The sequence below is a fragment of the Pedococcus sp. genome, from assembly GCF_036000045.1.
Taxonomy (GTDB): Bacteria; Actinomycetota; Actinomycetes; order Actinomycetales; family Dermatophilaceae; genus Pedococcus.
Map to the genome: position 1 here is coordinate 21,805 of NZ_DASYGF010000040.1, position 26,400 is coordinate 48,204.

The following is a 26,400-nucleotide window of genomic DNA, read 5'->3' on the forward strand; positions in this document are numbered from 1 at the left end:
CCGACCCGGCACTAGAGGGTGCGTCCAGCCTCCTCGCGGGCCTGGGCCACCGACTGCGCCGAAGGCCGCTTGTCGGCGGCCACCCGGGGTAGTGAGGGCTGGTAGTCGTCGCCGAGCTTCTCGATCGCGGTGCGGGCGAACACCTGCTGCTCGGTCACGGTCCGCTCCGACCGGCCGCGTCCGACGAAGCTGACCGACCAGTGGAGCAGCGTCGTGATGCGGCTCTTGAACCCGATGATGTAGACGAGGTGCACGGCCAGCCAGAGCACCCAGGCGATGAGCCCGCTGAAGTGGAACCTGCCGATGGAGGCCACCGCGCTGAACCGCGAGATGGTGGCCATCGACCCCTTGTCGTGGTACTCGAACGGCCCCTGCTCGGGCTGGCCCGCCAGGCGTCGCTTGATCTGCTCGGCCGCGTAACGCGCGCCCTGGATGGCGACCTGCGCCACGCCGGGGTAGCCCTTGAGAGAGGCCATGTCGCCGACGACGAACACCTCCGGACGCCCCGGCAGCGTGAGGTCGTCGTTCACCTGCACGCGACCGGCTCGATCGACGGTGGCCTCCGACTGCTCGGCCAGCTGGGCGCCGAGCTCGGACGCCTGCACCCCTGCGGCCCAGACCTTGCAGACCGCCTCGATGCGGCGCGTCGAGCCGTCGGAGTCGCGGACGTCGATGCCGGTGGCGTCGACGCCGACCACCATGGCTCCGAGCTGCACCTCGACGCCCAGCTCCTTCAGCTTGGCGGTGGCCTTGGCACCGAGGTGGTCGCCGAACGCCCCGAGCACCGTCGGCGCTGCGTCCAGCAGCACGATGCGGGCCCTACGGGTGTCGATGCTGCGGAAGTCACGGGGAAGGGTGCGGCGCGACAGCTCGGCGATCTGGCCCGCCATCTCGACTCCGGTGGGGCCGGCCCCGACGACCACGAAGGTCATCAACCGCTCGATCTCCTTGGGGGTGCTCGCCAGCTCGGCCCACTCGAAGGCGTTGAAGATGCGACCCCGCAGCTCCAAGGCGTCGTCGATCGACTTCATGCCGGGGGCGAACTGGGCGAAGTGGTCGTTGCCGAAGTAGGACTGACCTGCACCGGCGGCTACCAGGAGGGTGTCGTAGCGCGTGACGGTCTCGCGGTCGAGCACCTTGGAGGTGACTGTCCTGGCCTCGAGGTCGACCGACGTGACGTTGCCCAGCAGGACGCGCGCGTTGCGCTGGCTGGCCAGCACCTCACGGGTGGCGGGCGCGATCTCGCCCTCGGACAGGATGCCGGTCGCGACCTGGTACAGCAGTGGCTGGAAGAGGTGGTGTGTCGTCTTGGCGATCAGCGTGACGTCCACATCGGCGCGCTTGAGGGCCTGGGTGCCGAAGAGGCCCCCGAATCCGGACCCGATGACGACCACCTGGTGACGGCGTGACTGGGCAACCTCGTGCGTCATGACGAAACACTCTCCTGTCCGGCAAAGCACAACCCTAGCGTGGGCGGCAAGGGTGTCGCGCGCCCGCTACGGGGTCTGGACAGTCATGGTCGGCACGGTGGTCGTGCTCGTGATGGTTCCCCGGGGAGGGGACGTGACCGGCACCCCGGCATGGACGACGGGTATGGCGCGCAACGCGACCATGCCCGGCCAGATGAGCACTCCGGCGGCCGCCGCCGCCGGTGCAACCGAGCCCTACGCACCAGTCAGGTCCCCTTCCCGGGGGAATAGTGCCTCCGACCTGGGATCTCGTACTCCAGCTGCCGCCGAAGCAGTCCAAAAGGACGAGGAGATTTCGGTCAGCAGCCCCAGAGCGCTCACGGGTCCCAGGCACCCGACAGCAACACCCTGGAGAGGCCCTCAGAACAGGCGGTCGGCCCGAGCGGCCTCGGGCTCCTCCAGGGCCAGCAGGAACCGCTTGCGATCCAGGCCGCCCGCGTAGCCCACCAGGCTGCCGTCGGAGCCGATCACGCGATGACACGGCACGATGATGCCGATGGGGTTGCGGGCGTTGGCCGACCCCACAGCCTGGCTCAGGTTGACGTCGCCCAGCGCTCGAGCCAGCTCGCCGTAGGTGCGCGTCTGGCCGTACGGGATCTCGCGCAGCAGCGCCCACACCCGCTGCTTGAACGAGTCACCGTGCGGTGCGAGCGGCACCTCGAAGGTCGTGCGCTCGCCGGCGAAGTACTCCCCCAGCTGCTCACGGACCGCCGCGAAGCCACGGTCGTCGCGCTCACCCTGGTCGGCGGATGGTGGCGCGTGCCTCTGGCTCTCCATCGTGAGCCGCACGAGGGCGCCCTCCTCGGCGACCAGGGTGAGGTCGCCGACGGGTGAGGACACCACGCTGTAGGTGGTCCGCATGCGGTGATGATGCCAGCCGGTGGTGACAGTCAGCCGAGGGGCGCGGGCACCGCACCGGCGACGCGCGCGGCATACTCGCTGGCCTCGTCCGGGGAGGCATAGGTGGTGCGCGGCCAGAAGAAGCCGCGCAGGCCGTCGCCCTTGGTGCGTGGCACCACATGGACATGCAGGTGAGGCACCGACTGCGAGACCACGTTGTTCATCGCCACGAACGAGCCTTGCGACCCGAGCCCGTCCACCATCGCCCCGGCCAGTCGCTGGGCTGCGCCCATGAGGACGGGCAGCAGCTCGCCGGGCAGGTCGACCAGCGTGGGCACGTGGATACGAGGGACGAGCAGGACGTGCCCCTTGAACACCGGCCGGGTGTCGAGGAAACCCAGGGTCAACGGCTCGTCGAGGACCACATGGGCCGGCTGCGACCCGTCGACGATCCGGCAGAAGAGGCAGTCCACGCGGGCGACTCTAGCCCCGCGAGACCGACCGCTTCGGGGGACGCGGGAGGAAGTAGCTCGTGCGCTGCTGGTACGCCTGGTAGCCGGGCCGCTCGGCCATGTGGCGCTCGAGGAGCCGCGCGCCCGTCGCGAACACCAGGAAGTAGGTCATGGCGACCGGCGAGAGGATGGTGAGCACCCCCGGCCATGCACTCGCGGCGACAAGGAAGATGCCCCACCAGACACAGGAGTCACCGAAGTAGTTGGGGTGACGGGTCCACGACCAGAGGCCCCGGTCCATCACGGTGCCCCGGTTCGAGGGGTCGGCCTTGAACGACGCGAGCTGACGGTCACCGAGCGCCTCGAACGCCAGGCCGACCGCCCACAGGAGCGCGCCGATGACGGCGACGAACGGCAGGCCGCGACCCGAGCTCGCACTCACCTGGATGGGCAAGGACACGAACCAGACCGCCAGACCCTGCACGGCGTAGACCTTGCGGACGGCGACGAGGAACGGGTCGCCCGGCTGGTCTGCGAGCATCGCGGCGTAGCGCGGGTCCTCGCCCTTCCCGGCGTTGCGCCGGTGCATGTGGGACGAGAGCCGAAGGCCCCAGGCTGCCACCAGCACCAGCATCACGAGCCTGCGCCACAGCGGTCCGTCACCCACCAGGGCGGCGACCGCGGCCACGACGACGAAGCCCAGACCCCAGGCGGTGTCGACGACGCTGACCCGCCCTTGCCGCCGGCCCTCCACCGCGGTGACGGTCATCATCAGCACCACCGCGACGAACGAAAGCCCAGTGACGGCAAGGAAGTTCGACATCATGAATGTCATGACCACGTACCTGGACGAACGGGCTCGAGCTCGGCGCGGCCCGTATCCGGACGGACCGCGAGGATCTGGTCGACCCCCATCCGGCCGTCCCGGAAGGCCATGGCCCCACCGACGAGATAGAGGCGCCACACCCGAGCGACCTCCAGACCCACCAGCTCGACCGCCGCGTCCCAGTTCGCCTCGAAAGTGTCGTGCCAGGCCTGCACCGTGCGGACATAGTGCTCCCGCAGCGCATGCACGTCGCGCACCTCCAGGCCCGAACCCTCAATGAGGGCAATGGTTTCACCGACCGGACGCATGTGCATGTCAGGCGCGATGAACCCCTCGATGAACGGACCGCCACCGGGGTACCTGCCCCGTCGCGACATCTGCTGGACGAGGACCCGACCGCCGGGACGCACCCTGTCGTGCAGGACCTGGGCATAGGTCGGGTAGTTCCCCTGGCCGACGTGCTCGCCCATCTCGAGGGAGACCACTGCGTCGAAGCCGTCGTCGGGCACGTCACGGTAGTCCTGGAGCCGGATCTCGACCCGGTCCTCGAGACCGCGTTCGCGGATCCGCGCGTCGATGAAGCGCTTCTGCTCGGCCGCGATGGTGACGCCGGTGACCTGCGCGCCGAAGTGCTCCGCGGCATACAGGCTCATAGACCCCCAGCCACACCCGATGTCGAGCAGGCGCGCACCCGGCCGCAGCCCCAGCTTGCGCCCGACGAGCTCCAGCTTGTCGCGCTGGGCGTCCTCGACGGTGTACGACGGGTCGTCCGAGCGCCAGTACGCGCAGGAGTAAGCCATCTGCGGGTCGAGGATCAGCTCGTAGAAGTCGTTGGACAGGTCGTAGTGGTGGTGGATCGCCTCGCGGTCGCGGGCGAGGCTGTGCAGTCGCCCCTTGACCACCGCCTGGCTGGCGGGAGGCGCCAGCGGTCGGCCGAGTGCGCCATGCCGAACAGCGATGCGCAGCAACGTCGCCAAGGCACCAGGCGTCGGCCGTATGCCGGCCAGCCCACGCTCACGCGCGACCTCCCACACGTGCGTCAGGGCCTCCTCGAGCGAGCCGTCCACGTCCACCTCGCCCGTGACGTACGCCTGTGCCGCGCCGAGCTCGCCCGGATGCCTGAGCAGGCGCCGCAGTGCCCGCGCCGACCTCAGCGCCACCTGGGGCGCCCCCAGCGGCCCGGCGGCGCTGCCGTCCCAGGCCGTCAGGCGCACGGGCAGGTCGCCGCCCAGGAAGGGCGCGAGCGCCTGCGCCAGCTCCGGCGCCACCCCGGTGCGCGTCTCGGACCGCGAGCTGCGGACCTGCTCCACGGCGGTCATGCCGCGGCCCGCTCGAGGGTGACCTGCTGGACGTCGAGGTAGCCGGAGCGGAAGCCCGCCCGCGAGTACTCGAGGTAGAAGTGCCACATCCGCACGAACACGTCGTCGAACCCGAGCCGGTGGACCTGAGCGAGCCCGCTGCGGAACCGCTCGTCCCACAGGCGCAGCGTCTCGGCGTAGTGCTGGCCGAAGGAGAGCCGCTCAACCACGCGCAGGCTGGTGTGCTCGGCGGTCACGTCGGTGATCGCCTCGGTCGAGGGCAGGAAGCCACCGGGGAAGATGTACTTGGTGATCCACGTGTAGGTGTACCGCGTCGCCAGCATGCGGTCGTGGGGCATCGTGATCGCCTGGATGGCCACCTTGCCACCAGGAGCCAGCACCCGGTCGATGGTCTGGAAGTACTCCTTCCAGTACTCGTGACCGACGGCCTCGATCATCTCCACCGAGACCACCGCGTCGAACTCGCCCTGGACCGCGCGGTAGTCGAGCAGCTCGACGTCCACGGCGTCCGCGAAGCCGGCCGCGGCCACGCGCTCACGGGCCAGCGCCTGCTGCTCGCTCGAGAGCGTCACGGTGAGCACTGTCGCGCCGCGCGCGGCCGCTCGGATCGCGAGCTCGCCCCAGCCGGTGCCGATCTCGAGCACGCGCGAGCCGGACGCGACCCCAGCCTGGTCGAGCATCCGCTCGATCTTGCGGGCCTGGCCGCTGGCCAGGGCCGACCACTCGGCGGGCTGGGTGGGCCGGCTCTGTTGGACGGACTCGCCGGCCACAGCGACACCGGGTCGCTGGTCGCCGTCGAACAGCGCGGACGAGTAGCTGAGAGTCTCGTCGAGGAAGGTGGCGAACAGCTCGTTGGACAGGTCGTAGTGCCGCGCGATGTTGCCACGCGTGTTGGTGGCGGTGTTGCGTTCGGTGCGTGGCGCCCGGGCGACGTAGAGGGCGCGCAGCCGCTGCAGCGGGGCGGGCACCAGGGTCGCCATCTGGGCCGCGAACACCTGGAGGAGACCGCTGAGGTCCTCGGCCTCCCAGTCGCCGGCCATGTACGACTCGCCGAACCCGATGAGGCCCTTGGCTCCCACCGCGGCGAAGAAGGCGTCCGGACGGTGGATGACCATGAGGGGTGCGCCGTCGTCGCCGCCCCCGATGAGGGCCGTGCCGCCCAGGTCGACGCGCACGGGCAGGCGGTCAGCAGCGGAGCGGAAGACCCAGCGGGCGACCCGAGCCGCGACGCTGCGTCGAGCCCGCGCCCGTGAGTCCGTCAGGTCGGGCCAGCGTGTCGAGTCGATGATGGGGCGCGCGGCGAGACCGGCGGTGGCGGTGGTCACTGGACTGCCTCCTGGGAGTGGGTGGGTCGGGGCTGGACTGGGAGTCGGCGCAGCCACAGGCGTATGCCGTGCCAGCGGATCCGGGCGGAAACGGCGAGGGGTTCGAGGGGCTGGGTGAGCGCGAGCCGCAGGACGGTCCGCGTAGTAGGCGGAAGGGCGCGTCCGGTCAGGCCGGCGACGAACGGGTCGTGGCCTGGGCGCTCGAGGACCACCTGCACCCGCAGCCGGTCGCCGGGGACCGGCACGGTGAGCCGGTAGCTGCCGGACACGTCGTGGAACGGGCTGACATACAGGGCCTTGGCGACCTCGGCGCGTCCGTCCGGGCCCGTGCGGACCAGGTAGGCGTGGCGGTCTCCGTAGGTGTTGTGCACCTCGACCACCGTGCAGACGAGCGCTCCGCCCGGCCCATGGCACCAGAAGACGGAGATGGGGTTGAACACCGCGCCGAGCACCCGCGGCATCGCCAGCATCAGGATGCGGCCGCCTTGGAGGTCGACGCCCTGGGTCTGCAGGAAGGTGTCGATGTTCTGTCGCAGGGTGCGCCGGGGGTCGCCGAGGTGGTCGCGGGACTGGAAGCGGGCCAGTGGGCTCAGCATGCCGAGCCGCGGGAGACGGTCGAGGTCCACGAGCCAGGTGTGGCTGCGGTGGTGGAAGCGGTGCACCAGGGGGTCGGTGCGGGAGTGCGACACGCTCGTCGCATAGATCCGCGTCGCGGGAGAGGCCCTCATGATGCCGCGACCTCGAGCCGCTCGTCGGCGGCGGCCACCTGCCACTTGGCCCCGAGGTGCGCGGCGGCGGCCACGCCCGAGCGCGCCCCGTCCTCGTGGAAGCCCCACCCGTGGTACGCCCCGGCGAAGGCCACGCGGGCCGAGTTCAGCTCGGGCAGACGGCGTTGCGCCGCAACGGAGTCGGGCGTGTAGAGCGGGTGCTCGTACTCCATCGTCTCGATGACGAGCCGCTGGTCGACACAGTCGATGCCGTTGAGGGTCACCAGCAGGCGAGGCCCGTCGACATCCAGCCGCTGCAGCCTCGTCATGTCGTACGTCACCAGGACGCCACCCTCGCGGCCTTCGCGCTGCCAGTAGTTCCACGAGGCGCGCGCACCGGCACTCCTGGGCAGCACCGACTCGTCGGTGTGCAGCTGGGCGACGTTCTGGGAGTATCTGATCGAGCCGAGAACCTCGCGGTGCAGCGGCGTCGCCTCGGCCAACATGGCCAGGGCCTGGTGCGGGTGGACGGCGATGACGACGGAGTCGTAGGCCTCAACCGAGTGGTCATCCTGGACCAGGACCTCCCCGTCCCGCTCGGTGACGGCGCGGACGGGCCTCCCGAGGCGGATCTCGTCGATACCGGCGGCGACGCGCTCGACATACCGCGCCGAGCCACCGGTGACCGTGCGCCAGGTGGGAGACCCGAAGACGGTGAGCATGCCGTGGTGGTCCAGGAACTCGAACAGGTACCGCGCCGGGTACTCCAGGGCCTTGTCGGGGTCACAGGACCAGACCGCCGCCACCAGGGGCTCGAGGAAGAACCGTGCGAAGTAGTCGCTGAACCGGCCGCGCCTCACGAACGACGCCAGCGTCTCGTCCGAGGCCCGGCCGCTGCGCAGCAGCCCCCTCGCCTCCCGGTGGAACCGGCGCACCTCCCCCAGCATGCGCAGGTATGCCGGGTTGGCCAGGTTGCCCGCCATGGGGAACAGTCCGCGCGCACCCTTGGCACCGGCATACTCGAGGCCCTCGTCGTCGCAGCGGACCGACATGCTCATGTCGGACTCCTGGGTCTGCACCCCGAGCTCACGGAACAGCCGGAGCAGCGTGGGGTAGGTGCGGTCGTTGTGCACGATGAAGCCGGTGTCGACCTTGACCACCCGACCGCCCACCTCGACCTCATGGGTGTCAGCGTGGCCGCCCAGCCGGCCGTCGGCCTCGTACAGCGTGACCGGTCCGTGCGCGCTCAGGACGTGAGCGGCCGTCAGTCCGGCGACTCCGCTGCCGATGACGGCGCGGCGTGGTGCGCGCATGAGTACTCCATCTGGGCTGGGTGGGCTGGGTGCAGGGACGAGAGTGGTTCGGCATGAGGGCTCGAACGGATTGGGCCGACCACACCCGACTGCCCTCGACCCCGCGATGGGGTGCTCGCAGGATCGAGGACAGCGTTTGGAGGGGCCGACAGACGTCGGAGCGGTACAGTCAATGTTCAAGGTTTGTCTAAGGTTCTTCCTCGATCATGGCGCAGATTCTGAGACTTGTCCACTGTTTGTCGAGGGTTTGACGCTACGCTGGCCCGATGTACTCCATCCGGCACGCGGCCGCCCTCACCGGGCTGCCCGTGGCGACGCTGCGCGCGTGGGAGCGCCGCTATGGTCTCGTGCAGCCCGGGCGCAGCGAGTCGGGCTACCGCATCTACGACGACCGGGACTTGCAGCTACTCAACGCCATGAAGGCGCTCGTCGCCGCCGGGTGGTCGCCGCGGCTGGCCGCCGAGCACCTCCAGGCCCCCGCTGTCGAGCTCGACGGCCGCGCGTCCGCCGAGCTCGACGGCGACCCGCGCGCCGACACATCCCTCCCCCCACAGCCGGGCGGAGTCCCCATCGACGCACTCTGCGCGGCCGGAGCCGGCCACGATGCCCTGGCTGCGGAGAGGGCGCTCGACGAGACCCTGGCGCTGGCGCCGCTCGACGCGGTGGTCGACCACTGGCTCATGCCTGCGCTGCGGCTCCTGGGCACCGGATGGCAGGACGGGCTCGTCGACGTGGCCGGTGAACACCTCGTGAGCGCCGTCGTGCAACGGCGGCTGGGCGCCGCGCTCGACGCCGCCGGACGAGCGAGCGGGGCGCCCCGCGCTCTGGTCGGGCTGGCACACGGCTCACGGCACGAGCTGGGCATCCTCGCCTTCGCGGTCGTACTGCGGCGAGCCGGGCTCGACGTGGCCTACCTCGGCGCGGACGTGCCCCCCGAGAGCTGGGTGGCCGCCACCCGCAGCCACCGGCCCGCCGTCGTGGTCCTCGCGGCGCCCACGCGCAGCGACGTGGTGCCGGTGCGCGAGACCGTCGCCGCACTGGCTGCCAGCTGCCCCGAGACGCCCGTCTACGTCGGCGGGTCGGCACAGGAGGAGGTCGGGGGCGCGGGCCGACCACTCGGCCACTCGATCCGTCGGGCAGTCGAGGACCTGAGCGCCGCGATCCCGCGACGCTGACCGGTCGGGGGCCTCGCACTTATGTGTGCGAGCGCAATCATTGCGTGATATAGCTGGTCCAGACCCACCAACCCGAAAGGCGGACCTCCATGGCTCCCCAACACCGACGTGTCATCGCCGTCACCGGCGCCTCCGGAGGCATCGGCCGTGCCACGGCCAAGGCCTTCGGGGCGCGCGGGGACACCGTCGCCCTCCTCGCCCGGGGCGAGGAGGGGCTGCGAGCGGCCTGCGCGGAGGTGGAGGCCGCCGGCGGTCGCGCCCTGGCGGTGCCCGTCGACGTGGCCGACCCGGACCAGGTCAACGAGGCGGTGCAGCGAATCGAGGATGAGCTGGGGCCCGTCGACGTGTGGGTCAACGTCGCCTTCACCTCGGTCTTCAGCCCGTTCGACCAGATCACGCCGGCCGAGTTCAAGCGGGTCACGGAGGTGAGCTACCTCGGGTACGTCTACGCCACGATGGCGATCCTGCCCCGGATGAAGTCGCGTGGCCGAGGCACGATCGTCCAGGTCGGCTCCGCCCTCGCCTATCGCGGCATACCCCTGCAGACCGCCTACTGCGGGTCCAAGCATGCGATCCAGGGCTTCCACGAGTCCCTGCGTTGCGAGCTGCTCCACGAGAAGAGCCCGGTCCACGTCACCATGGTGCAGATGCCGGCGGTCAACACCCCCCAGTTCTCGTGGGTGCTGTCCCGGTTGCCGCGGCGCCCGCAGCCGGTGCCGCCCATCTACGAGCCGGAGGTAGCAGCCCGAGGCGTGGTGTATGCCGCGGACCACCCCAAGCGTCGCGAGTACTGGGTGGGTGGCACGACGGCCATGACGCTCATCGCCAACGCGGTGGCCCCTGGCGTGCTCGACCGCTACCTGGCCAAGACCGGCTTCAGCTCCCAGCAGACCGACGAGCCGCAGCCGGCGGACGCCCCGGACAACCTCTGGGAGCCCGCCGACCGGGACCGCGACTTCGGGACGCACGGCCGGTTCGACGGGAAGTCGACCCCGCGAAGCCGCCAGCTGTGGCTGTCACAGCACCACGGCGCGCTCGGGGCCGCCGCGGCGGCCCTGTCCGCCATGGGCGGCCTCTCCTGGGCAGCCGCCCGGCGCAGCCGTTGACGAGGCGGGGCAGCCGGGTGGCCACTGTGAGTGAGGTGGTCCGGCTGGGCTACGGCGTGGCCCTGCTCGTGGACCCCGAGGGGACGGGCCGGAGGATGACGGGAGGGCCGCTCGACGCGCGGGCCACGCTGGCCGCACGGGTCCTCGGAGCTCGCCACGTCGTACAGGCTCTGGTCTCTCTCAGCCACGGCACTCGGCTCGTGCGCCGCATGGGCCAGGCCACCGACCTCCTCCATGCGGCCAGCATGGGCGCCCTGGCGGCATACGACCCCGCACGGCGACGGCAGGCGCTGACCGACGGCACGGTCGCGCTCGCCTTCGCGGCCGCGGGTCAGGTGGGAAGCCCGAGCACGTAGGCTTCCTCGCCGCGCGAGGGCTCACCCGCCGCCTCGGCAAAGGCGCCCAGCGCGGCCGCCAGGGCCTGGCGGCGGCCGGCCGGCATCTCCTCGAGCACCGACTCGATCGCCCCCCGCCGGTAGGCCATGACCCGCTCCACGATGTCCTGCCCCTGCGGGGTCAGCTTCAGGACGAGATAACGACGGTCGGCGGGGTTCTCGGCGCGCTCGACCAGCCCTGCGACGACCAGCCGCTCCACCGTCCGAGTGGCGTTGGAGGGGTGGACGCCGAGTCCCTCGGCCACCTCGCCGAGGTTCAGGCTGCCGCGGGTGGCGACCATCACCAGGACCCGGAACTGGGTGATCGACACCTCCTGCTCCACCTCGGTGATCGACCGGGCAATGATCCCGACCAGGACACGGGTCGCGCGCATGACGGCATCCGCCTGTCCCGCCGTCTCGTTCGGCCCCGTCTCTCGCACCGCCATCCCCGCAGTATGCCAGCCGTTGCGCCCTCACAACGCTTGCGAATCGAAAGATGTCGTGCCACTGTGGAAGTAGTTGCACAAACGCAACGACTGCGCCCTGGACCTAGGAGGCCGAAGTGTTCGGACGCCACAGCTCCCCGACGCCCGCTCGCGTGCCAGTGGTGCAGGGCGAGGTCGCCCACGGCATCGACCGGATGGTGCGCAACGTGCAGACCGGCCACTTCGAGCGCAGCCTCTCCGGGCTGACCGCCGTCGCGGCTCTGGTCACGGCGGCCGAGATCTACTTCGAGCACGACAAGGCCAGCTTCGGCAACCGGCTCATGTGGGCTCCGGTCCTCCTCGGGCCGGTCGGTGCGGTCGCCGGAGTCGCCGGGGTCGCGAGCCACCGTGCCGCCAAGACCGCACTCCCCATCGCCTCCGCGGCCATCGTCGCCAACGGGCTCCAGGGCACCTACCTGCACGCACGAGGGATCAGCCAGAAGCCTGGCGGCTGGTCGAACTGGCGCTACAACATGGAGATGGGGCCACCGCTGCTGGCGCCGCTGCTGGTCACCGTCGTCGGGGGAATGGGCCTGCTGGCAGCGATCCTGCGGAGGGAGCGGTGAGCCGGCGCGAACCGACCCCTCGCCTCCCCCTGGCCGGCCGGGACGAGCGATTCCCGGGGTTCGACGTCCTCGACCAGTCGTCCAGCTGGGACCCCGCCACCTCCTCGGTCGTGTTCGCCCGGCTCGGCAGGTCCCCCGCCGTCCGGTTCTTCGACGAGCACCAGGAGGCCGTTGCGACCGCCCTCTTCGACCAGCTGCTCGACCAGCGGGAGGAGCCCCGGGTGCCCGTCGTGCAGATGGTGGACGCCAGGCTTGCGGAGGCGCAGACCGACGGCTGGCACTTCGACGGTATGCCGCGAGACCAGGACGCCTGGCCGCGGACGTTGGCGTGGCTGGACCGCGACAGCGAGGAGCTCTGGGGCGTTGACTTCGCGCGGGCGGAGTGGGACGACCGCGCGCGTGTGCTGCGACAGGTCCAGCAGCTCGGCGCCGAGCCGTGGCACGACTGGCCTGCGACCCACACCTGGAGCCTGTGGACGCGCTACGCCTGTACCGCCTTCTACTCGCATCCGTACGCGTGGAACGAGATCGGGTTCGCGGGCCCGGCCTACCCGCGGGGCTACAAGAACCTCGGCATCGACCGCCGAGAGCCCTTCGAGGTGGCCGACCACCACCCCGACGACGACCCGATCCAGGAGTGGACCCGGTGAAGGACTCGGCCGTCCGCGGCCGCAACGAGTCGGCGTGGCTTCTCCCGACCTCCCCGGGCACCAACCACGGACTGCGTGAGGGGATGCGCCGATTCGCGGACCACGACGAGGTCGACCTGGTGGTGGTCGGGTGCGGTGCGGGCGGTTCGACGCTCACCCAACGGCTGGCCCGCCAGGGCTGGAGCGTCGTCGTCATGGACGCCGGCCCGTTCTGGGACCCCGAGACCGACTGGGTCAGTGACGAGGCAGGCTCGCACCACCTCTACTGGACCGAGCCGCGGGTCATCTCGGGAAACGACCCAGTTCCCTTGGGCTCCAACAACTCCGGCCGCGGGGTGGGCGGCTCGATGGTCCACTACGCCGGATACACGCCCCGCTTCCACCCGAGCGACTTCCAGACGCAGACGCTCGACGGGGTCGGCGCGGACTGGCCCTTGCGATACGAGGACCTGCGCCCCTACTACGAGGACATCGAGGGTGAGCTCCCCGTCGCCGGAGAGGACTGGCCCTGGGGCGACCCGCACAGCTACCCCCACTCACCGCATCCGGTCTCGGGCAACGGCGAGGTGTTCCAGCGCGGAGCTCTCGCAGCCGGCATCACGACCAAGGTCGGCCCGGTCGCGATCGCCAACGGCCGCTTCGGCCATCGCCCCCACTGCATCTACCGCGGCTTCTGCCTGCAGGGGTGCAAGGTCAACGCCAAAGCCTCTCCCCTGATCACCCACATCCCCGACGCACTGGCCCACGGCGCCGAGGTACGCGCCGACTCGATGGTGACCCGGGTCGAGACGGACGACCGCACCGGACTGGCCACCGGGGTGCACTACGTCCATCGGGGCACCCAGCGCTTCCAGCGAGCGCGCATGGTGGCGGTCGCCGGCTACTCGATCGAGACGCCCCGACTGCTCCTCAACTCCGCGTCCGCCCGCTTCCCCGACGGGCTGTGCAACGAGTTCGACCAGGTCGGGCGCTACCTCATGGTGCAGGGCGCACCACAGACCGCAGGGCGCTTCGAATCCGAGATCCGGATGTGGAAAGGGCCCCCGCCCGAGGTCAGCTCCGAGGAGTTCTACGAGACCGACCCGTCCGCGGCATACAAGCGGGGCTTCTCCATCCAGACCGTGTCGCCGCTTCCCATCACGTGGGCGGAGCACGTCACCGCCCAAGGCCACTGGGGATCCCAGCTGCGGGAGTACATGAGGGACTACGTCCATTGGGCCTGCCTGGGCGCGCTGTGCGAGTTCCTGCCCCAGCCCGACAACCGCGTCACCCTGGCGTCCGAGACCGACCGACACGGTATGCCGGTCGCGCACTTCTCCTACTCCCAATGCGACAACGACGGGCTGCTGATGAAGGCGGCCCAGAGCGCGATGGAGCGGATCCTGCGTGCCGCCGGGGCCCAGGAGGTCATCACCATCGACCGGTTTGCCCACCTGGTCGGCGGGGCACGAATGGCTGCAGACGAGTCGGCCGGTGTGGTCGACGCGTCCTGCCGGACGTTCGCGGTCCCCAATCTGTACATCACGGACGGCAGCGTCCTGCCGACGCAGGGCAGCGCCAACCCGGCTCTGACGATCATGGCGCTGGCCGCCCGGTCGGCGGACCTGCTGGCTCGAGGAGCCCGGAGGGGAACCCCGACCAGCCACCGGTGAACCGACGACGGCTCGCCGCGAACGAGAGGAGAGGTCATGGCTGCACAGACGGTCGCCGACTACCTGCTGGAGCGCCTGCGCGCGTGGGGGGTCCAGCACGTCTTCGGGTTCCCCGGTGACGGCATCAACGGGGTGCTGGCCGCCTTCGGCCGTGCCGACAACACCCCTCAGTTCGTGCAGTCGCGGCACGAGGAGATGTCGGCGTTCGAGGCAGTCGGCTACGCCAAGTTCGGCGGGTCGTTCGGCGTGTGCATGGCAACGTCCGGGCCCGGTGCCGTGCACCTGCTCAACGGCCTCTACGACGCCAAGCTCGACCACGTGCCCGTCGTCGCCATCGTCGGCCAGACCGCCCGCAGCGGCATGGGCGGGGCGTACCAGCAGGAGATCGACCTGCTCAGCCTGTTCAAGGACGTGGCAAGCGAGTACGTCCAGATGGTCACCGTGCCCGAGCAGCTCCCCAACGTCCTCGACCGCGCCATCCGCATCGCGCTGGCGGAACGGGCACCCACGGCCATCATCATCCCCTCCGATGTGCAGGAGCTGGAGTACTCAGCACCCACGCACGCGATGAAGATGGTGCCCTCCAGCCTCGGGATGCAGTGGCCCCGAGTCGCGCCGGACGAGGCGGGCGTCCGTCAGGCCGCCGAGATCCTGTCCAGCGGCACCAAGCCCGCCATCCTCATCGGACAGGGCGCGCGCGGGGCCGCGGCCGAGATCGAGGAGGTCGCGGAGATCCTCGGCGCCGGAGTGGCGAAGGCCCTGCTGGGCAAGGATGTCCTCTCCGACGAGCTGCCCTGGGTCACCGGCTCGATCGGGCTGCTCGGCACGCGGCCCAGCTACGAGCTGATGATGGGCTGCGACACCCTCCTGACGGTCGGGTCGAACTTCCCCTATACGCAGTTCATGCCGCCGTTCGGGCAGGCTCGGGCGGTGCAGATCGACCTCGACGGCAAGCTCGTCGGCATGCGGTACCCATACGAGCTCAACCTCGTCGGGGACGCCGCCACCACGCTGCGCGCGCTCATCCCCCACCTGCGCCGCAACGAGAGCCGCGAGTGGCGGGCCGGCATCGAGTCCAACGTGTCGGACTGGTGGGAGGCGATGGACCGAGAGGCCGAGGTCGAGGCTGAGCCGGTCAACCCGCAGCTGCTCTTCCACGCCGCCTCGGCGCAGCTGCCGAGCAATGCCATCGTGGCCGCTGACTCCGGGTCGTCAGCCAACTGGTACGCCCGGCAGCTGAAGTTCAGGGGCGACATGCGCGGCTCGCTGTCCGGAACTCTGGCGACCATGGGTCCTGGGGTTCCCTACGTCATCGGGGCCAAGTTCGCGCAGCCCGACCGCCCAGCCGTGGCCTTCGTCGGCGACGGGGCGATGCAGATGAACGGCCTGGCGGAGCTCATCACCGTCAAGCACTACTGGCAGCAGTGGTCCGACCCGAGACTGGTCGTGGCGGTGCTGCACAACAACGACCTCAACCAGGTGACCTGGGAGATGCGGGCGATGGAGGGGTCTCCCAAGTTCGCGGAGTCGCAGACCCTGCCCGACGTGGACTATGCGGCGTTCGCCGCCAGCCTGGGACTGCAGGCCATCACGGTCGACGACCCCGCCCAGCTGGAGGACGCCTGGCGGCGGGCGCTCTCGGCCGACCGGCCCACCGTCCTCGACGTCCACGTCGACCCGAACGTGCCACCGGTGCCGCCGCACGCCACGTTGGCGGAGATGAAGGCGACCGCGCGTGCGCTCATGCACGGCGACGAGGACCGATGGGGCGTGGTCAAGGAGGGCGTGAAGACCAAGGTGGCAGAGCTCCTCCCGGGATCCGACTGATGCCGGCAGGGCCGGCCTGCGTCGACACGCCGGTCGGCGAGGTGAGGGTCACGGCCTACACGGTGCCCACCGACGCACCCGAAGCGGACGGCACCATCGCCTGGGACTCCACCACGCTCGTGCTCGTCGAGGCGAGCGCCGACGGGGTCACCGGAACCGGCTGGACCTATGCCCCCAAGGCAGTCGCGCCCCTGGTCGAGGAGCTGCTGGCTCCCGTGGTCACGGGCTCGGACGCCCTCGACATCTCCAGCACGTCCCAGGCGATGTTCCGCGCACTGCGCAACGCCGGGCGCCCCGGGATGGGGTCGTATGCCGTCGGCGCCGTCGACGTCGCCCTGTGGGACCTCAAGGCGCGGCTGCTGGAGCTGCCACTGCACCGGCTGCTCGGCGCCGCTCGCGCGTCGGTGCCGGTCTATGGCAGCGGCGGTTTCACGACCTATGACGACGAGCAGCTGACGAGGCAGCTCGGTGGCTGGGTGGAGGAGGGCATCCCACGCGTCAAGATCAAGATCGGCGAGTCCTGGGGGACGAACACCTCGCGCGACCTGCACCGGATGCGCCAGGCCCGCCTGGCGGTCGGAGAGGACGTGGAGCTGTTCGTCGACGCCAACGGCGGATACCGCGCCAAGCAGGCCATCCGGGTGATGCACGAGGCGGACGAGCTGGACGTGCGGTGGTTCGAGGAGCCGGTCAGCTCCGACGACCTCGAAGGGCTCCGCGAGGTGCGACAGGCGGTGAGTGCTGACGTGACGGCGGGCGAGTACGGCAACGACATCTACTACTTCCGCCGGATGTGCCAGTCGGGGGCCGTGGACTGTCTCCAGGTCGACCTGTCGCGCTGCGGTGGCATCACCGAGTGGTTGCGCGCCGCAGCGGTGGCCGCTTCGTTCGGCCTGGAGGTGTCTGCGCACTGCGGTCCGCACCTGCACGCGCATGCCGCGGCCGCGACGCCCAACCTGCGACACATCGAGTGGTTCCATGACCACGTCCGCATCGAGTCGATGTTCTTCGACGGCGCCCTCGACCCCAGCGGCGGGAGCATCACCCCGGACTCCTCCTCGCCGGGCACCGGGCTGACGCTGCGCCGGCAGGACGTCGAGCGCTACCGCGTCCGCTGAGCGGGCGACCCTCGGCTGTTCGCCGGCACCCGGCGCCCACGGGTCGCCCGGGCGCGACTCAGGTCAGGGCAGGTGGTGGTCCAGACGCCGGAAGACCGGCCTGAGCACCGGCCACCCCGGTATCCCCCGACGCATGGCCAGGCGCCGAGCCAGCCCGAGGCCACGGCGAGCTGTCACCGCTGGGGTACGCACTCGCGCCCGCTGGCGCTCTCTCGCTCGCGCCCTCGGTCGCTCCCAGAGACGTCACCCGCTCGCGGGCGCAGGTCACTACCGTCCCGAGGTCGAGCCCGTACGTCGTATCCTCCGCCGCGGCATACGCCTCCAGGCGGCCGACGCCCCGCTCGAGCAACCGGCCGGCTCCGACGTGGTTGCCACGGGCCGCATGGGTGAGCGCGACGCAGAGCTGTGCCAGCCCCTGCCACAGGTCTCGCTCCTCGTGCGGCCCCGCCTTCCAGCGGGCCTCGAGTACCTCGTGGGCCGAGAACGGGCGCCCCTCCTCCACGAGCGCACGGGCCATCTCGATCGTCTGCTCCGGTGGCAGCGGCTCCTCGGAGACCGGCTCGACCCCGGTGGCGCCGTACGGCAACGGCCTCCCGAGCGCGTCACGCGGCCGGGCCTGACGCGCTCGACCTCCCCGGTCGCGATCGCGGCCAGAGTCGCGACCGCCGCTCACGGCAGGCGTCCTGGGAGAACCTGCCGGACCCCTCGCGTCGCCATGGCTCCAGCGTAGGCGCGTCGACCACGATGCCGACACGGTGCGATTAAGCCTCGAGGTTCTCCCCACCAGAGGGCATGGCACAGGAGAATGCCCACATGACGCTTCGGCAGGACCCAGGAAACGGCGCACCAGGCGCGCAGGCCAACCCCATCGAACGCGAGCACTACGGCGCCCAGACCCTCGCCGTGGAGCCGGGAGGGGTCGACGTGATCCCCCTCAGCTCCCGGCACGGCACCGCGCGCCAGCTGCTCTGGACGTGGACCTCGCCCAACCTGGAGTTCGCGACCATCGCCGTGGGCATCCTCGGGGTCCTGTTCTTCGGCCTGACGTTCTGGCAGTGCTTCGCGGCCATCGTGCTGGGGACGGTGCTCGGATCGGTGACACACGCCATCCTGTCGTCCTGGGGACCGGATAGCGGCATGTGCCAGATGGTCCTGAGCCGCACTGGCTTCGGCTTCTTCGGTAACGCTCTGCCTGCCGGCATCAACGCAGCCGTGGCGGGCATCGGCTGGTTCGCGGTCAACAGCATCAGCGGCGCCCTCGCCCTGCACGCTCTCCTGACCGCTCTCCCGACCAGCCTCTGTCTCGTCATCGTGGTGGCGGCGATGCTGCTCGTTGCCTTCATCGGCCACAACCTCGTGCACGCCTTCGAGCGCTACGCCCTCCCCCTGCTGGGTGTCGTGTTCGTCGTGGGAGCCGTCATCGTGTTCAGCAAGTCCCACCCGGGGCAGGCAGCACTCAGCGGCGGCCCGCCCCCGCTGGGTGGCTTCCTGCTCATGACCGGCGCAGCCTTCGGCTACGCGTGCGGGTGGAACCCCTACGCCTCCGACTACACGCGGTACCTGCGACCGGGCACCGGCCGTGCCGCCGGGACCAACGCCGGACTCGGCATCCTGGTGTCCTGCGTGCTGCTCGAGACGGCCGGCGCGGCAATGGTGTCCGCGGTCGGCAAGAGCGCCGCGCTGGACCCGGGCGTCTACACCTCCGTCATGCCGAGCGTGCTCGCCAAGCTGACGCTGCTGTGCATCGCGCTCGGTGCGATCGCTGCCAACGCCCTCAACATCTACTCGGGTGCAATGTCGTTCCTGTCATTGGGATTCTCCTTGCCCACCCACCGTGCCCGCGCCATCGTCGCCGTCGTCTTCGGTGTGGCCGGCCTCGTGCTGGCCCTCGCCGGGCTGGGTAACGCGGGCGCGAACTACGAGAGCTTCCTGCTCGTGATCTCCTACTGGATCGGCCCGTGGCTCGGGGTCGTCCTCATGGACCGCTACCTGCGCCGGGGCTCCGACATCACCGGCCTGCTCACCGACCGCACCTTCCGCAACTGGGCCGGCCCCATCGCCATGGGGGTCGGCATGGTGCTCTCGATCTGGCTGTTCTCCAACCAGCAGAAGTACACCGGCCTCGTACCGACCGCACACCCCAAGGCCGGCGACCTCACCTTCGAGGTGGGCTTCGTGATCGCCGCCGTGCTGTATGCCGTGCTGGTCAAGGTCCTCCCTGCCCGCATCGGCTCCGACACCGCCGCGCCCGCGGAAGCCGCGACGCATGGCTGACACCCGAGCCTTGGCCGACGACCTGGCACGCCTGGCCGTCGCGGTGGAGGAGGCGCGAGCCGGACTGGCCGAAGGCGGCATACCTATCGGTGCAGCGCTCTTCGGCGTGGACGGACGCCTCCTCGGTCGCGGACACAACCGGCGGGTGCAGAACGACGACCCCGCCACCCACGCCGAGACCGACGCGTTCCGCAACGCCGGGCGGCAGAGGTCCTACAGCGGCACCACCATGGTCACCACGCTGTCACCGTGCTGGTACTGCAGCGGCCTGGTGCGCCAGTTCGGCATCTCCCGCGTGGTCATCGGCGAGGCGCAGACCTTTCACGGCGGGCATGACTGGCTGGCCGAGGCCGGCGTCGAGGTCATCCTGCTCGACGACCCCGACTGCGTCTCCATGATGACGACCTTCATCGAGGAGCGGCCCGACCTCTGGAACGAGGACATCGGCGAGGGCCCCGTCGCCGAGGTCACCAGCTAGCGAGGTCAGCAGCGGGCCCGAGACCGGCTGCGGTCAGAACGCGGCCGCAGCCGGGATCACCTTCTCACCCATGAGATCGAGGGCCTCCGGGCTGGTGACGTTGGCCAGGGTGCCGTGCGCCACCTCGATGCCCAGCTCGGCCAGCTCGTGGAGGTGCTCGATCGTCTGCTCCACGTGCTCGCCGCGCGGACCGAGGTCGAAGCGCAGCTGGGCCGTCTTCTCGATGTCGTCATAGTTGCGCCCGAGCCGCTCGCAGTGCTCGCGCAGCACCTGGAGCTTGTGGCCGAGCTCAGGCGAGTCGAAGATGTTGCAGGAGTCGGCATACTGGGCCACCATCCGCAGCGTCTTCCGTTCCCCGGCGCCGCCGATGAGGATCGGCGGGTGCGGCCGGCTCAGGGACTGCGGGGAGTTCAGCGTCCGCTCGAGCCGGTAGTGCTTGCCTTCGTACGGCCCGTCGTCGTCGCTCCACATCTGAAGGCAGATCTGCAGCGCCTCCTCCAGCCGCTCGAACCGCTCGGCGGTGGAGGGGAAGAACAGGCCCAGCCCGCGCGACTCCTCCTCATTCCACGCCGCGCCGATGCCCAGCATCGCTCGGCCGCCGGAGAGCACGTCGAGGGTGGTCACAGCCTTGGCCAGCAGGCCGGGCTCGCGATAGACGACGGCGGTCACCACGGTGAGCAGCTTGAGGCGCTCGGTCTTCGCGGCCAGGTAGCCCAGCGCGGTGTAGGCCTCGAGCATCTCGTGCTCCGGCGGTCCCAGGTGCCCGATCTGCCACACATGGTCCATGACGCTGACCCGGTCGTATCCCGCGTCCTCGGCGCGTGTGGCGATCTCACCCAGGTGCCCCCTCAGGGCGGCGGCGCCGCCGTCCCAGGTGAAGTCCGCGATGTGCAGTCCCAGCTTCATGCCACTCCTCGTCAACGGTGTCCGGCCAGCAGTCCCCACCATCCTCTCCCCTATCGGCGCGGGAAGCACGCGGTGGTCCCACGACTTTGATGCGTTCAGCGCAGCGGCGAGCCCCGGCCACCTCTGCGGTGACCGGGGCTCGCCGACCCAACGCGGTTCAGACGAGGTCGAACCGGTCCAGGTTCATGACCTTGACCCATGCTGCGACGAAGTCCTGCACGAACTTCTCGTCCGCATCGTCGCTGGCGTAGACCTCGGCAATGGCGCGCAGCTGGGAGTTGGAGCCGAAGACGAGGTCGACGGCCGTGGCGGTCCACTTCGTCTCGCCACTGGCGGCGTCCCGGATCTCGAAGGTGTTCTCCTCCGACTGCGCCGCCTTCCACTCCATGCCCGGCGCTAGCAGGTTGACGAAGAAGTCGTTGGTCAGCGCCTCGGTGCGGTCAGTGAGCACACCGTGCGGAGAGCCGCCGACGTTCGTCCCCAGTGCCCGCATTCCGCCCACCAGCACGGTCATCTCGGGGGCGGTGAGACCCAGCATGTAGGCCCGGTCGAGCAGGAGCGTCTCCGCAGGCACCTTCTCGCCGGCGCGGACGTAGTTGCGGAACCCGTCGGCCCGCGGCTCGAGCACGCTGAACGACTCGACGTCGGTCTGCTCCTGGGTGGCGTCGGTGCGGCCGGGCGTGAAGGGGACCGTGATCTCGTGGCCTGCGTTACGGGCAGCCTGCTCGACCGCGGCGACCCCGCCGAGCACGATGAGGTCGGCCAGTGAGATCCGGCGACCGCCGCTCTGCCCCTCGTTGAACTCCCGTTGGATCCGCTCGAGCATCTCGAGCGTCTCGCCGAGCTGCTCGGGCTGGTTCACCTCCCAGCCGCGCTGCGGCTCCAACCGGATCCGCGCACCGTTCGCACCACCGCGCTTGTCGGTGTTGCGGAACGACGCGGCCGACGCCCACGCCGTCGAGGCGAGCTGCGCCACCGACAGACCGGAACCGAGGAGGGTGGCCTTGAGTGCGGCGACATCGGAGTCGTCGACGAGCTCGTGGTCCACGGCCGGCAGCGGGTCCTGCCACAGCTGCGCCTCGGGCACCCACGGCCCGAGATAGCGCGAGACCGGGCCCATGTCGCGGTGCAGCAGCTTGTACCAGGCCTTCGCGAAGGCGATCGCGAACTCGTCGAGGTTCTCGTGGAAGCGGCGCGAGATCTTCTCGTATGCCGGGTCCTCACGCAGGGCAAGGTCGGTGGTCAGCATCGTGGGCCGGTGCTTGCGGTTCGGGTCGTGTGCGTCCGGCACCGTCTCGTCGGCATCCTTGGCCACCCACTGCCAGGCGCCGGCGGGGCTCTTGACGAGCTCCCACTCATGGCCGAAGAGGTTGTCGAAGAATCCACTACCCCACTGGGTCGGCGTCGAGGACCAGGTCACCTCGAGCCCGCTGGTGATGGTGTCGGCGCCCTTGCCGGTGCCGTAGGTGTTCTTCCACCCCAGGCCCTGGTGGTCGACGGGGCAGGCTTCGGGCTCAGGGCCGACGTGGTCAGCCGAGGCCGCACCGTGGGTCTTGCCGAACGAGTGTCCGCCCGCGATCAGGGCGACGGTCTCCTCGTCGTTCATCGCCATGCGCCGGAACGTCTCACGGATATCGCGAGCGGCCGCCACTGGGTCAGGGTTGCCGTTGGGCCCCTCCGGGTTCACGTAGATCAGGCCCATCTGCACCGCGCCCAGGGCGCCGGCGAGCTCACGGTCGCCGCTGTAGCGCTCGTCGCCCAGCCAGGTGTCCTCGGGGCCCCAGAAGATCTCCTCCGGCTCCCACACGTCCTCTCGGCCGAAGCCGAAGCCGAAGGTCGCGAACCCCATGGACTCCAAGGCCACATTGCCCGCGAAGACGAGCAGGTCGGCCCACGAGATCTGCTGGCCGTACTTCTTCTTGACCGGCCACAGCAGGCGACGAGCCTTGTCCAGGTTGGCGTTGTCCGGCCAGCTGTTCAGCGGCGCGAACCGCTGGGCGCCGTCGCCCGCACCGCCGCGGCCGTCCTCGATGCGGTAGGTACCCGCCGAGTGCCAGCTCATGCGGATGAAGAGGCCGCCGTAGTGCCCGAAGTCAGCGGGCCACCAGTCCTGCGAGTCGGTCATCGCCGCCGTGATGTCGCGCTTGAGTGCCTCGACGTCCAGGCTGGCGAACGCCTTCTTGTAGTCGAACGACCCGCCCAGCGGCGTGGCGCGAGACTCGTTGTGGTGCAACACCTGCAGGTTCAGCTGGTTCGGCCACCAGTCCTGGTTCGTGTGGGGCCGGGACGAGGAAGGGCTGGGCGGGGGGATTACCGGGTTTTCGCTCTCGGACACGTCGGTCGATCTCCTGTCTTGGTGTTCGGGTTCGGGGGTCTCGTCGGGTCAGCTGGGCACGGGCCGGGCGGCACACTCGGGGCACGTGCCCCAGTAGGTCACCTCGGCCTCGTCGATGGCGAAGCCGTGGTCATCGGAGGCGGTCAGGCAGGGAACGTGCCCGACCGCGCAGTCGATGTCGGCGATGATGCCGCACCTCCGGCATACGACGTGGTGGTGGTTGTCGCCCACCCGCGACTCGTAGCGCGCCACGGAGCCCGATGGCTGGATGCGCCGCACGAGGCCGCCTGCGGTGAGCGCACGCAGGACGTCGTAGACCGCCTGATGCGACACACCGGGCAGCTCCTCGCGCACGGCGCCGATGATCGAGTCGGTGTCGGCATGCGGATGCGAGTGGACCGCGGCCAGCACAGCCAGCCGTGGACGCGTCACCCGCAGAGACGACTCCCGCAGCAGCTGCTGGAAGTCGGCGGTGACAGGCACGTCGCGAGTATGCGCCATTATCTTGAGTCGATCAAGATCCGCCGGGCCCGAACAGCGGGCCGCATGCATATGCGGGGTAGCCGGCAGGGGCTCAACGGGCGGCCACGAGGGCGAGAGCATCGGCCAGCCGTCCGATGGCCATGCTGGCCAGCTCCCTCTGGCGCCCACTCACAGTCTCCGGCCCAGCCGAGCCGGCTACCTCACCCACGACGGAGCTGACCCGCTCGCGGGTGTCTGCGACGGAGGCGGCCAGCTCCCCCGACGCGGGCAGGGCACCGACCTCAGCCAGCCGACGGGCCTGGGCGGCGAGATCCGCACACGCTGCCGCGAGCTCGTGCGAGACGAGGTGGCCCTCCCACACCAGCGACGCCAGCGCCCGACCGTGGGTTCCGCAGGCGCCCAGGAGGCTGAGCCGGTGTCGGAGCCTCCCCCGGTCGACCCTGACGAGACCACCGCGCGTCACCGCGCGGAAGGTGCGCACGACCTGACGGCCCCACGCGTCCAGACCCACGCTGAGGGCGAGGAGGTCGGCGTCGGTGCCGCTGACAGCGTCGCCTCGAAGGCGAACGGCGCAGCCGTCGAGCAGGTCGGCCAGCTGTCGCAGGAACCCGGCGCGGGCGGCCCGCGCCGTCGCGCGAGTCCCGGTCGGGAGGACGAGGAACGAGACCACCACACCGATGGCCGCACCCGCCGCCGTCTCCTCGAGCCGCAGCACCAGCACGGCATCGGTGAACGTGTTGAGCAACGTGTACATCTGCCCGAGCATCAGCGTGATGAAGAAGATCATCGCGGCATACGAGATCTGCTGGAGGTAGAAGGCCAGGAAGATGCACGAGAACAGCCCGACGACCGTCGCGACCTGGTGTCCGGCGGTCAGGTGGGCCAGGCCGATCGCACCGACCAGGCCCGCCATCGTCCCGGCGACCCGGGCGATACTCCGCCGCACGGTCTCGCCGGCGTTGGAGGCGCCCGTGAAGGCGATGAACGCCGCGATGACCGCCCAGTAGTAGCGCTGGGCCGAGATCGACTCGCCGGCCACGATGGCGAGCGCGGCAGCAACCGCGGCCTGGAGCGCCTGCCGGGTCGTCAGGGCCCACCGTGACGGGGACCAGCGGGACCGACCCACGGTGTCGCCACCGATGTTCGACGCGGCCATCGCCGACCCGGGCAGGTTGCCGCCGAACAGGGTGACCACTGGTTCGAAGGGCACCTCGGCCAGGTCGAGCGGGTCGTCCGTCTGACCGGGACGCGCCGGGTCCTCGAGGTCCCCGCTCTCCCAGCGTTCGACAAGGAGCAAGAGCTCGGCGGCGGCCCACGCGAGCCTGCGGACCGCGGGGATGCTGGGACCAGGCGCGCGGTTCAGGGCGGCGACCCACTCGTGGCCGCGTGGCCCCTCGCCCCACCCCAGCGCGTGCAGCAGCTGCCGGACGTCAGCATCGACCTCGCGCGGCAGCTCGTGCCGCTGCTTGAGCCGAGCCAGCTCCACGACCGCGCCTGCCGCGTCGTCCATGGCGATCTCGATGTCCACGGCCCACCGCCGCACCTGCCCAGGCCGCAGGCCAGGGGGCAACGCACGGGAGTCGGCGAGCTGCCCGTCCATGAGCAACGCGATCTCGGACAGCTGCACCATCTGACCGCGCAGCCGCTGCCTGGGTTTCACCGCCTCGGGCTCGTCGAGGACCTCGATCATCACCGAGATGCCGGCCCGCGCCCGCGCCCGCAGTGCCTGGACCGTGCGCCGCAGCCGCACCTGCGGGTCACCCCACAAGAAGGTCAGCAGCAGCAGGCCGACCCAGACGGAGGCCACCAGGATCGCTCCCACGAGGTACGGCAGAGCCCTCAGCGGCGGGTGCAGGAACAACGCGAAGAAGAAGCCCTGCCAGGCCAGGAAACCGTAGGTGAACCAGCGTGGCCCGAACCGCCGCACCCACACCGCCACGAAGGACACCACCACGAAGGTGGTCAGGCCCAGGAGGTGATGCGCCGAAGTGACCACGCCCAGCCCTGCGCCCACCGAGGCGGCGACGGGCACACCGCCCATGGTGAGCAGCGTCGCCTGCCGCGACGGCTCGCTGACGGAGGTCGAGGCCAGCATTGCCACGATCGCCCCCATCAGGAGGGCGAGGATCGGCGGCACCCCGAGCGCCTGCGCGTACAGCTGCTCCACGAGCACCGTCGTGCCGACCGCGAGCACCGCCCGAAGCCCCTGCCGAAGCCGTCCCAGGCCGGGGTCGGAGGCGATCAGACGGTCTCGGCCGTCCCGAAGTGCCACCCGCAGCCGTGCGGTTCCCCTCGCCGGTAACGCCCTCGTCCAGCCGGTGACGGTCGCGGCGGGCTCCATGGGGACCGATCCTCCCAGAGCCCAGGTCGCCCCCGCTCGCGGGCGGTCCACCCGACCCCGCTGCCGGGGCCGGAACGAGCGCTCGGGTTTCACCTTAGGCAGGTTAGTTAGTACGCTTGAAGCAAATGACTGACATCACCTCACCCCGGTACAAATGGGTCGCCCTGTCGAACACGACGCTGGGCATCCTCATCGCGACGATCAACTCCTCGATCCTGCTCATCGCACTGCCCGACATCTTCCGCGGCCTGGGGATCAACCCCCTCGCCCCCGGCAACTCCAGCTACCTGCTGTGGCTGATGATGGGCTACCTCGTCGTCACCGCCGTGCTCGTGGTGAGCTTCGGCCGACTCGGAGACATGTACGGCCGAGTGCG

24 protein-coding genes and 1 pseudogene are annotated in these 26,400 nt (G+C 70.5%); 11 read left to right on the forward strand and 14 right to left on the reverse strand.

Features of this window, described 5'->3' with window-relative positions; translation table 11 throughout:
• Positions 1–11: 11 nt before the first annotated feature.
• The 8 genes from VGN50_RS07095 to VGN50_RS07130 all read right to left on the reverse strand — a co-directional run bounded on the left by VGN50_RS07095 (position 12) and on the right by VGN50_RS07130 (position 8,251).
• Positions 12–1,430 (reverse strand): NAD(P)/FAD-dependent oxidoreductase, encoded by a 1,419-nt coding sequence (locus VGN50_RS07095; protein ID WP_327444019.1) that lies wholly within the window; start codon positions 1,428–1,430, stop codon positions 12–14.
• Positions 1,431–1,829: 399 nt separating this feature from the next.
• Positions 1,830–2,330, reverse strand: coding sequence for a methylated-DNA--[protein]-cysteine S-methyltransferase (locus VGN50_RS07100; protein ID WP_327444020.1), 501 nt, complete (start codon positions 2,328–2,330; stop codon positions 1,830–1,832).
• Positions 2,331–2,359: 29 nt separating this feature from the next.
• Positions 2,360–2,782, reverse strand: a complete 423-nt coding sequence (locus VGN50_RS07105) for an HIT family protein (RefSeq protein ID WP_327444022.1) — start codon at positions 2,780–2,782, stop codon at positions 2,360–2,362.
• 10 nt (positions 2,783–2,792) lie between these two features.
• On the reverse strand, positions 2,793–3,596 hold the full coding sequence (locus VGN50_RS07110) for a DUF1295 domain-containing protein (protein WP_327444023.1): 804 nt from the start codon (positions 3,594–3,596) through the stop codon (positions 2,793–2,795).
• Positions 3,593–4,906, reverse strand: a complete 1,314-nt coding sequence (locus VGN50_RS07115; RefSeq protein ID WP_327444024.1) for a cyclopropane-fatty-acyl-phospholipid synthase family protein — start codon at positions 4,904–4,906, stop codon at positions 3,593–3,595. Before VGN50_RS07115 ends, VGN50_RS07110 begins: the two co-directional genes overlap by 4 nt.
• Positions 4,903–6,231: a class I SAM-dependent methyltransferase gene (locus VGN50_RS07120; protein WP_414694573.1), complete on the reverse strand. Its 1,329-nt coding sequence runs from the start codon at positions 6,229–6,231 to the stop codon at positions 4,903–4,905. Before VGN50_RS07120 ends, VGN50_RS07115 begins: the two co-directional genes overlap by 4 nt.
• Positions 6,228–6,959, reverse strand: coding sequence for a DUF1365 domain-containing protein (locus VGN50_RS07125; protein ID WP_327444025.1), 732 nt, complete (start codon positions 6,957–6,959; stop codon positions 6,228–6,230). The genes VGN50_RS07120 and VGN50_RS07125 overlap by 4 nt, the downstream gene beginning before the upstream one ends.
• Entirely contained in the window at positions 6,956–8,251 is a 1,296-nt protein-coding gene (locus VGN50_RS07130; RefSeq protein ID WP_327444026.1) for an NAD(P)/FAD-dependent oxidoreductase, read from the reverse strand. Before VGN50_RS07130 ends, VGN50_RS07125 begins: the two co-directional genes overlap by 4 nt.
• 266 nt (positions 8,252–8,517) lie before the next feature.
• Here VGN50_RS07130 and VGN50_RS07135 point away from each other — a divergent pair, with 266 nt between their 5' ends.
• The 3 genes from VGN50_RS07135 to VGN50_RS07145 all read left to right on the forward strand — a co-directional run bounded on the left by VGN50_RS07135 (position 8,518) and on the right by VGN50_RS07145 (position 10,888).
• On the forward strand, positions 8,518–9,426 hold the full coding sequence (locus tag VGN50_RS07135) for a MerR family transcriptional regulator (protein WP_327444027.1): 909 nt from the start codon (positions 8,518–8,520) through the stop codon (positions 9,424–9,426).
• A gap of 89 nt (positions 9,427–9,515) precedes the next feature.
• Positions 9,516–10,532, forward strand: coding sequence for an SDR family oxidoreductase (locus VGN50_RS07140; protein WP_327444029.1), 1,017 nt, complete (start codon positions 9,516–9,518; stop codon positions 10,530–10,532).
• Positions 10,533–10,549: 17 nt separating this feature from the next.
• The gene (locus VGN50_RS07145) at positions 10,550–10,888 is read left to right on the forward strand and encodes a hypothetical protein (protein ID WP_327444030.1); all 339 of its coding nucleotides are present in this window, start codon (positions 10,550–10,552) and stop codon (positions 10,886–10,888) included.
• Here VGN50_RS07145 and VGN50_RS07150 read toward each other — a convergent pair.
• The gene (locus tag VGN50_RS07150; RefSeq protein WP_327444031.1) at positions 10,864–11,355 is read right to left on the reverse strand and encodes a MarR family winged helix-turn-helix transcriptional regulator; all 492 of its coding nucleotides are present in this window, start codon (positions 11,353–11,355) and stop codon (positions 10,864–10,866) included. The genes VGN50_RS07145 and VGN50_RS07150 overlap by 25 nt on opposite strands.
• A 116-nt stretch (positions 11,356–11,471) precedes the next feature.
• On the opposite strand from VGN50_RS07150, the gene VGN50_RS07155 reads away from it, so the two are divergent.
• The 5 genes from VGN50_RS07155 to VGN50_RS07175 are packed head-to-tail and all read left to right on the forward strand — an operon-like array spanning position 11,472 to position 17,207.
• Positions 11,472–11,960, forward strand: a complete 489-nt coding sequence (locus tag VGN50_RS07155; RefSeq protein WP_327444032.1) for a hypothetical protein — start codon at positions 11,472–11,474, stop codon at positions 11,958–11,960.
• Positions 11,957–12,610: a gluconate 2-dehydrogenase subunit 3 family protein gene (locus VGN50_RS07160; protein WP_327444033.1), complete on the forward strand. Its 654-nt coding sequence runs from the start codon at positions 11,957–11,959 to the stop codon at positions 12,608–12,610. The genes VGN50_RS07155 and VGN50_RS07160 overlap by 4 nt, the downstream gene beginning before the upstream one ends.
• Entirely contained in the window at positions 12,607–14,262 is a 1,656-nt protein-coding gene (locus tag VGN50_RS07165; protein WP_327444034.1) for a GMC family oxidoreductase, read from the forward strand. Before VGN50_RS07160 ends, VGN50_RS07165 begins: the two co-directional genes overlap by 4 nt.
• Before the next feature lie 36 nt (positions 14,263–14,298).
• Positions 14,299–16,089 carry a thiamine pyrophosphate-requiring protein gene (locus tag VGN50_RS07170; protein ID WP_327444035.1) on the forward strand — a complete coding sequence of 597 codons (1,791 nt, stop codon included), beginning with the start codon at positions 14,299–14,301 and terminating at the stop codon, positions 16,087–16,089.
• Positions 16,089–17,207: an enolase C-terminal domain-like protein gene (locus tag VGN50_RS07175; RefSeq protein ID WP_327444036.1), complete on the forward strand. Its 1,119-nt coding sequence runs from the start codon at positions 16,089–16,091 to the stop codon at positions 17,205–17,207. Before VGN50_RS07170 ends, VGN50_RS07175 begins: the two co-directional genes overlap by 1 nt.
• A gap of 58 nt (positions 17,208–17,265) precedes the next feature.
• Here VGN50_RS07175 and VGN50_RS07180 read toward each other — a convergent pair whose 3' ends face one another.
• Positions 17,266–17,880, reverse strand: coding sequence for a DUF309 domain-containing protein (locus tag VGN50_RS07180; RefSeq protein ID WP_327444037.1), 615 nt, complete (start codon positions 17,878–17,880; stop codon positions 17,266–17,268).
• A gap of 140 nt (positions 17,881–18,020) precedes the next feature.
• Here VGN50_RS07180 and VGN50_RS07185 point away from each other — a divergent pair, with 140 nt between their 5' ends.
• The gene (locus VGN50_RS07185) at positions 18,021–19,481 is read left to right on the forward strand and encodes a purine-cytosine permease family protein (RefSeq protein ID WP_327444038.1); all 1,461 of its coding nucleotides are present in this window, start codon (positions 18,021–18,023) and stop codon (positions 19,479–19,481) included.
• A complete protein-coding gene (locus VGN50_RS07190; RefSeq protein ID WP_327444039.1) occupies positions 19,474–19,959 on the forward strand; it encodes a nucleoside deaminase in 486 nt (161 codons plus the stop codon). Before VGN50_RS07185 ends, VGN50_RS07190 begins: the two co-directional genes overlap by 8 nt.
• Positions 19,960–19,992: 33 nt before the next feature.
• Here VGN50_RS07190 and VGN50_RS07195 read toward each other — a convergent pair whose 3' ends face one another.
• The 4 genes from VGN50_RS07195 to VGN50_RS07210 form a co-directional block, all read right to left on the reverse strand.
• A complete protein-coding gene (locus VGN50_RS07195; protein WP_327444040.1) occupies positions 19,993–20,865 on the reverse strand; it encodes an LLM class F420-dependent oxidoreductase in 873 nt (290 codons plus the stop codon).
• 157 nt (positions 20,866–21,022) lie between these two features.
• The gene (gene katG / locus VGN50_RS07200) at positions 21,023–23,200 is read right to left on the reverse strand and encodes a catalase/peroxidase HPI (protein ID WP_327444042.1); all 2,178 of its coding nucleotides are present in this window, start codon (positions 23,198–23,200) and stop codon (positions 21,023–21,025) included.
• A gap of 48 nt (positions 23,201–23,248) precedes the next feature.
• Entirely contained in the window at positions 23,249–23,683 is a 435-nt protein-coding gene (locus VGN50_RS07205; RefSeq protein ID WP_327444043.1) for a Fur family transcriptional regulator, read from the reverse strand.
• Between the two features lie 91 nt (positions 23,684–23,774).
• Entirely contained in the window at positions 23,775–26,024 is a 2,250-nt protein-coding gene (locus VGN50_RS07210; RefSeq protein ID WP_327444044.1) for an FUSC family protein, read from the reverse strand.
• 125 nt (positions 26,025–26,149) lie between these two features.
• On the opposite strand from VGN50_RS07210, the pseudogene VGN50_RS07215 reads away from it, so the two are divergent.
• Positions 26,150–26,400 (forward strand): annotated as a pseudogene (locus VGN50_RS07215) (MFS transporter); the annotation flags it as partial.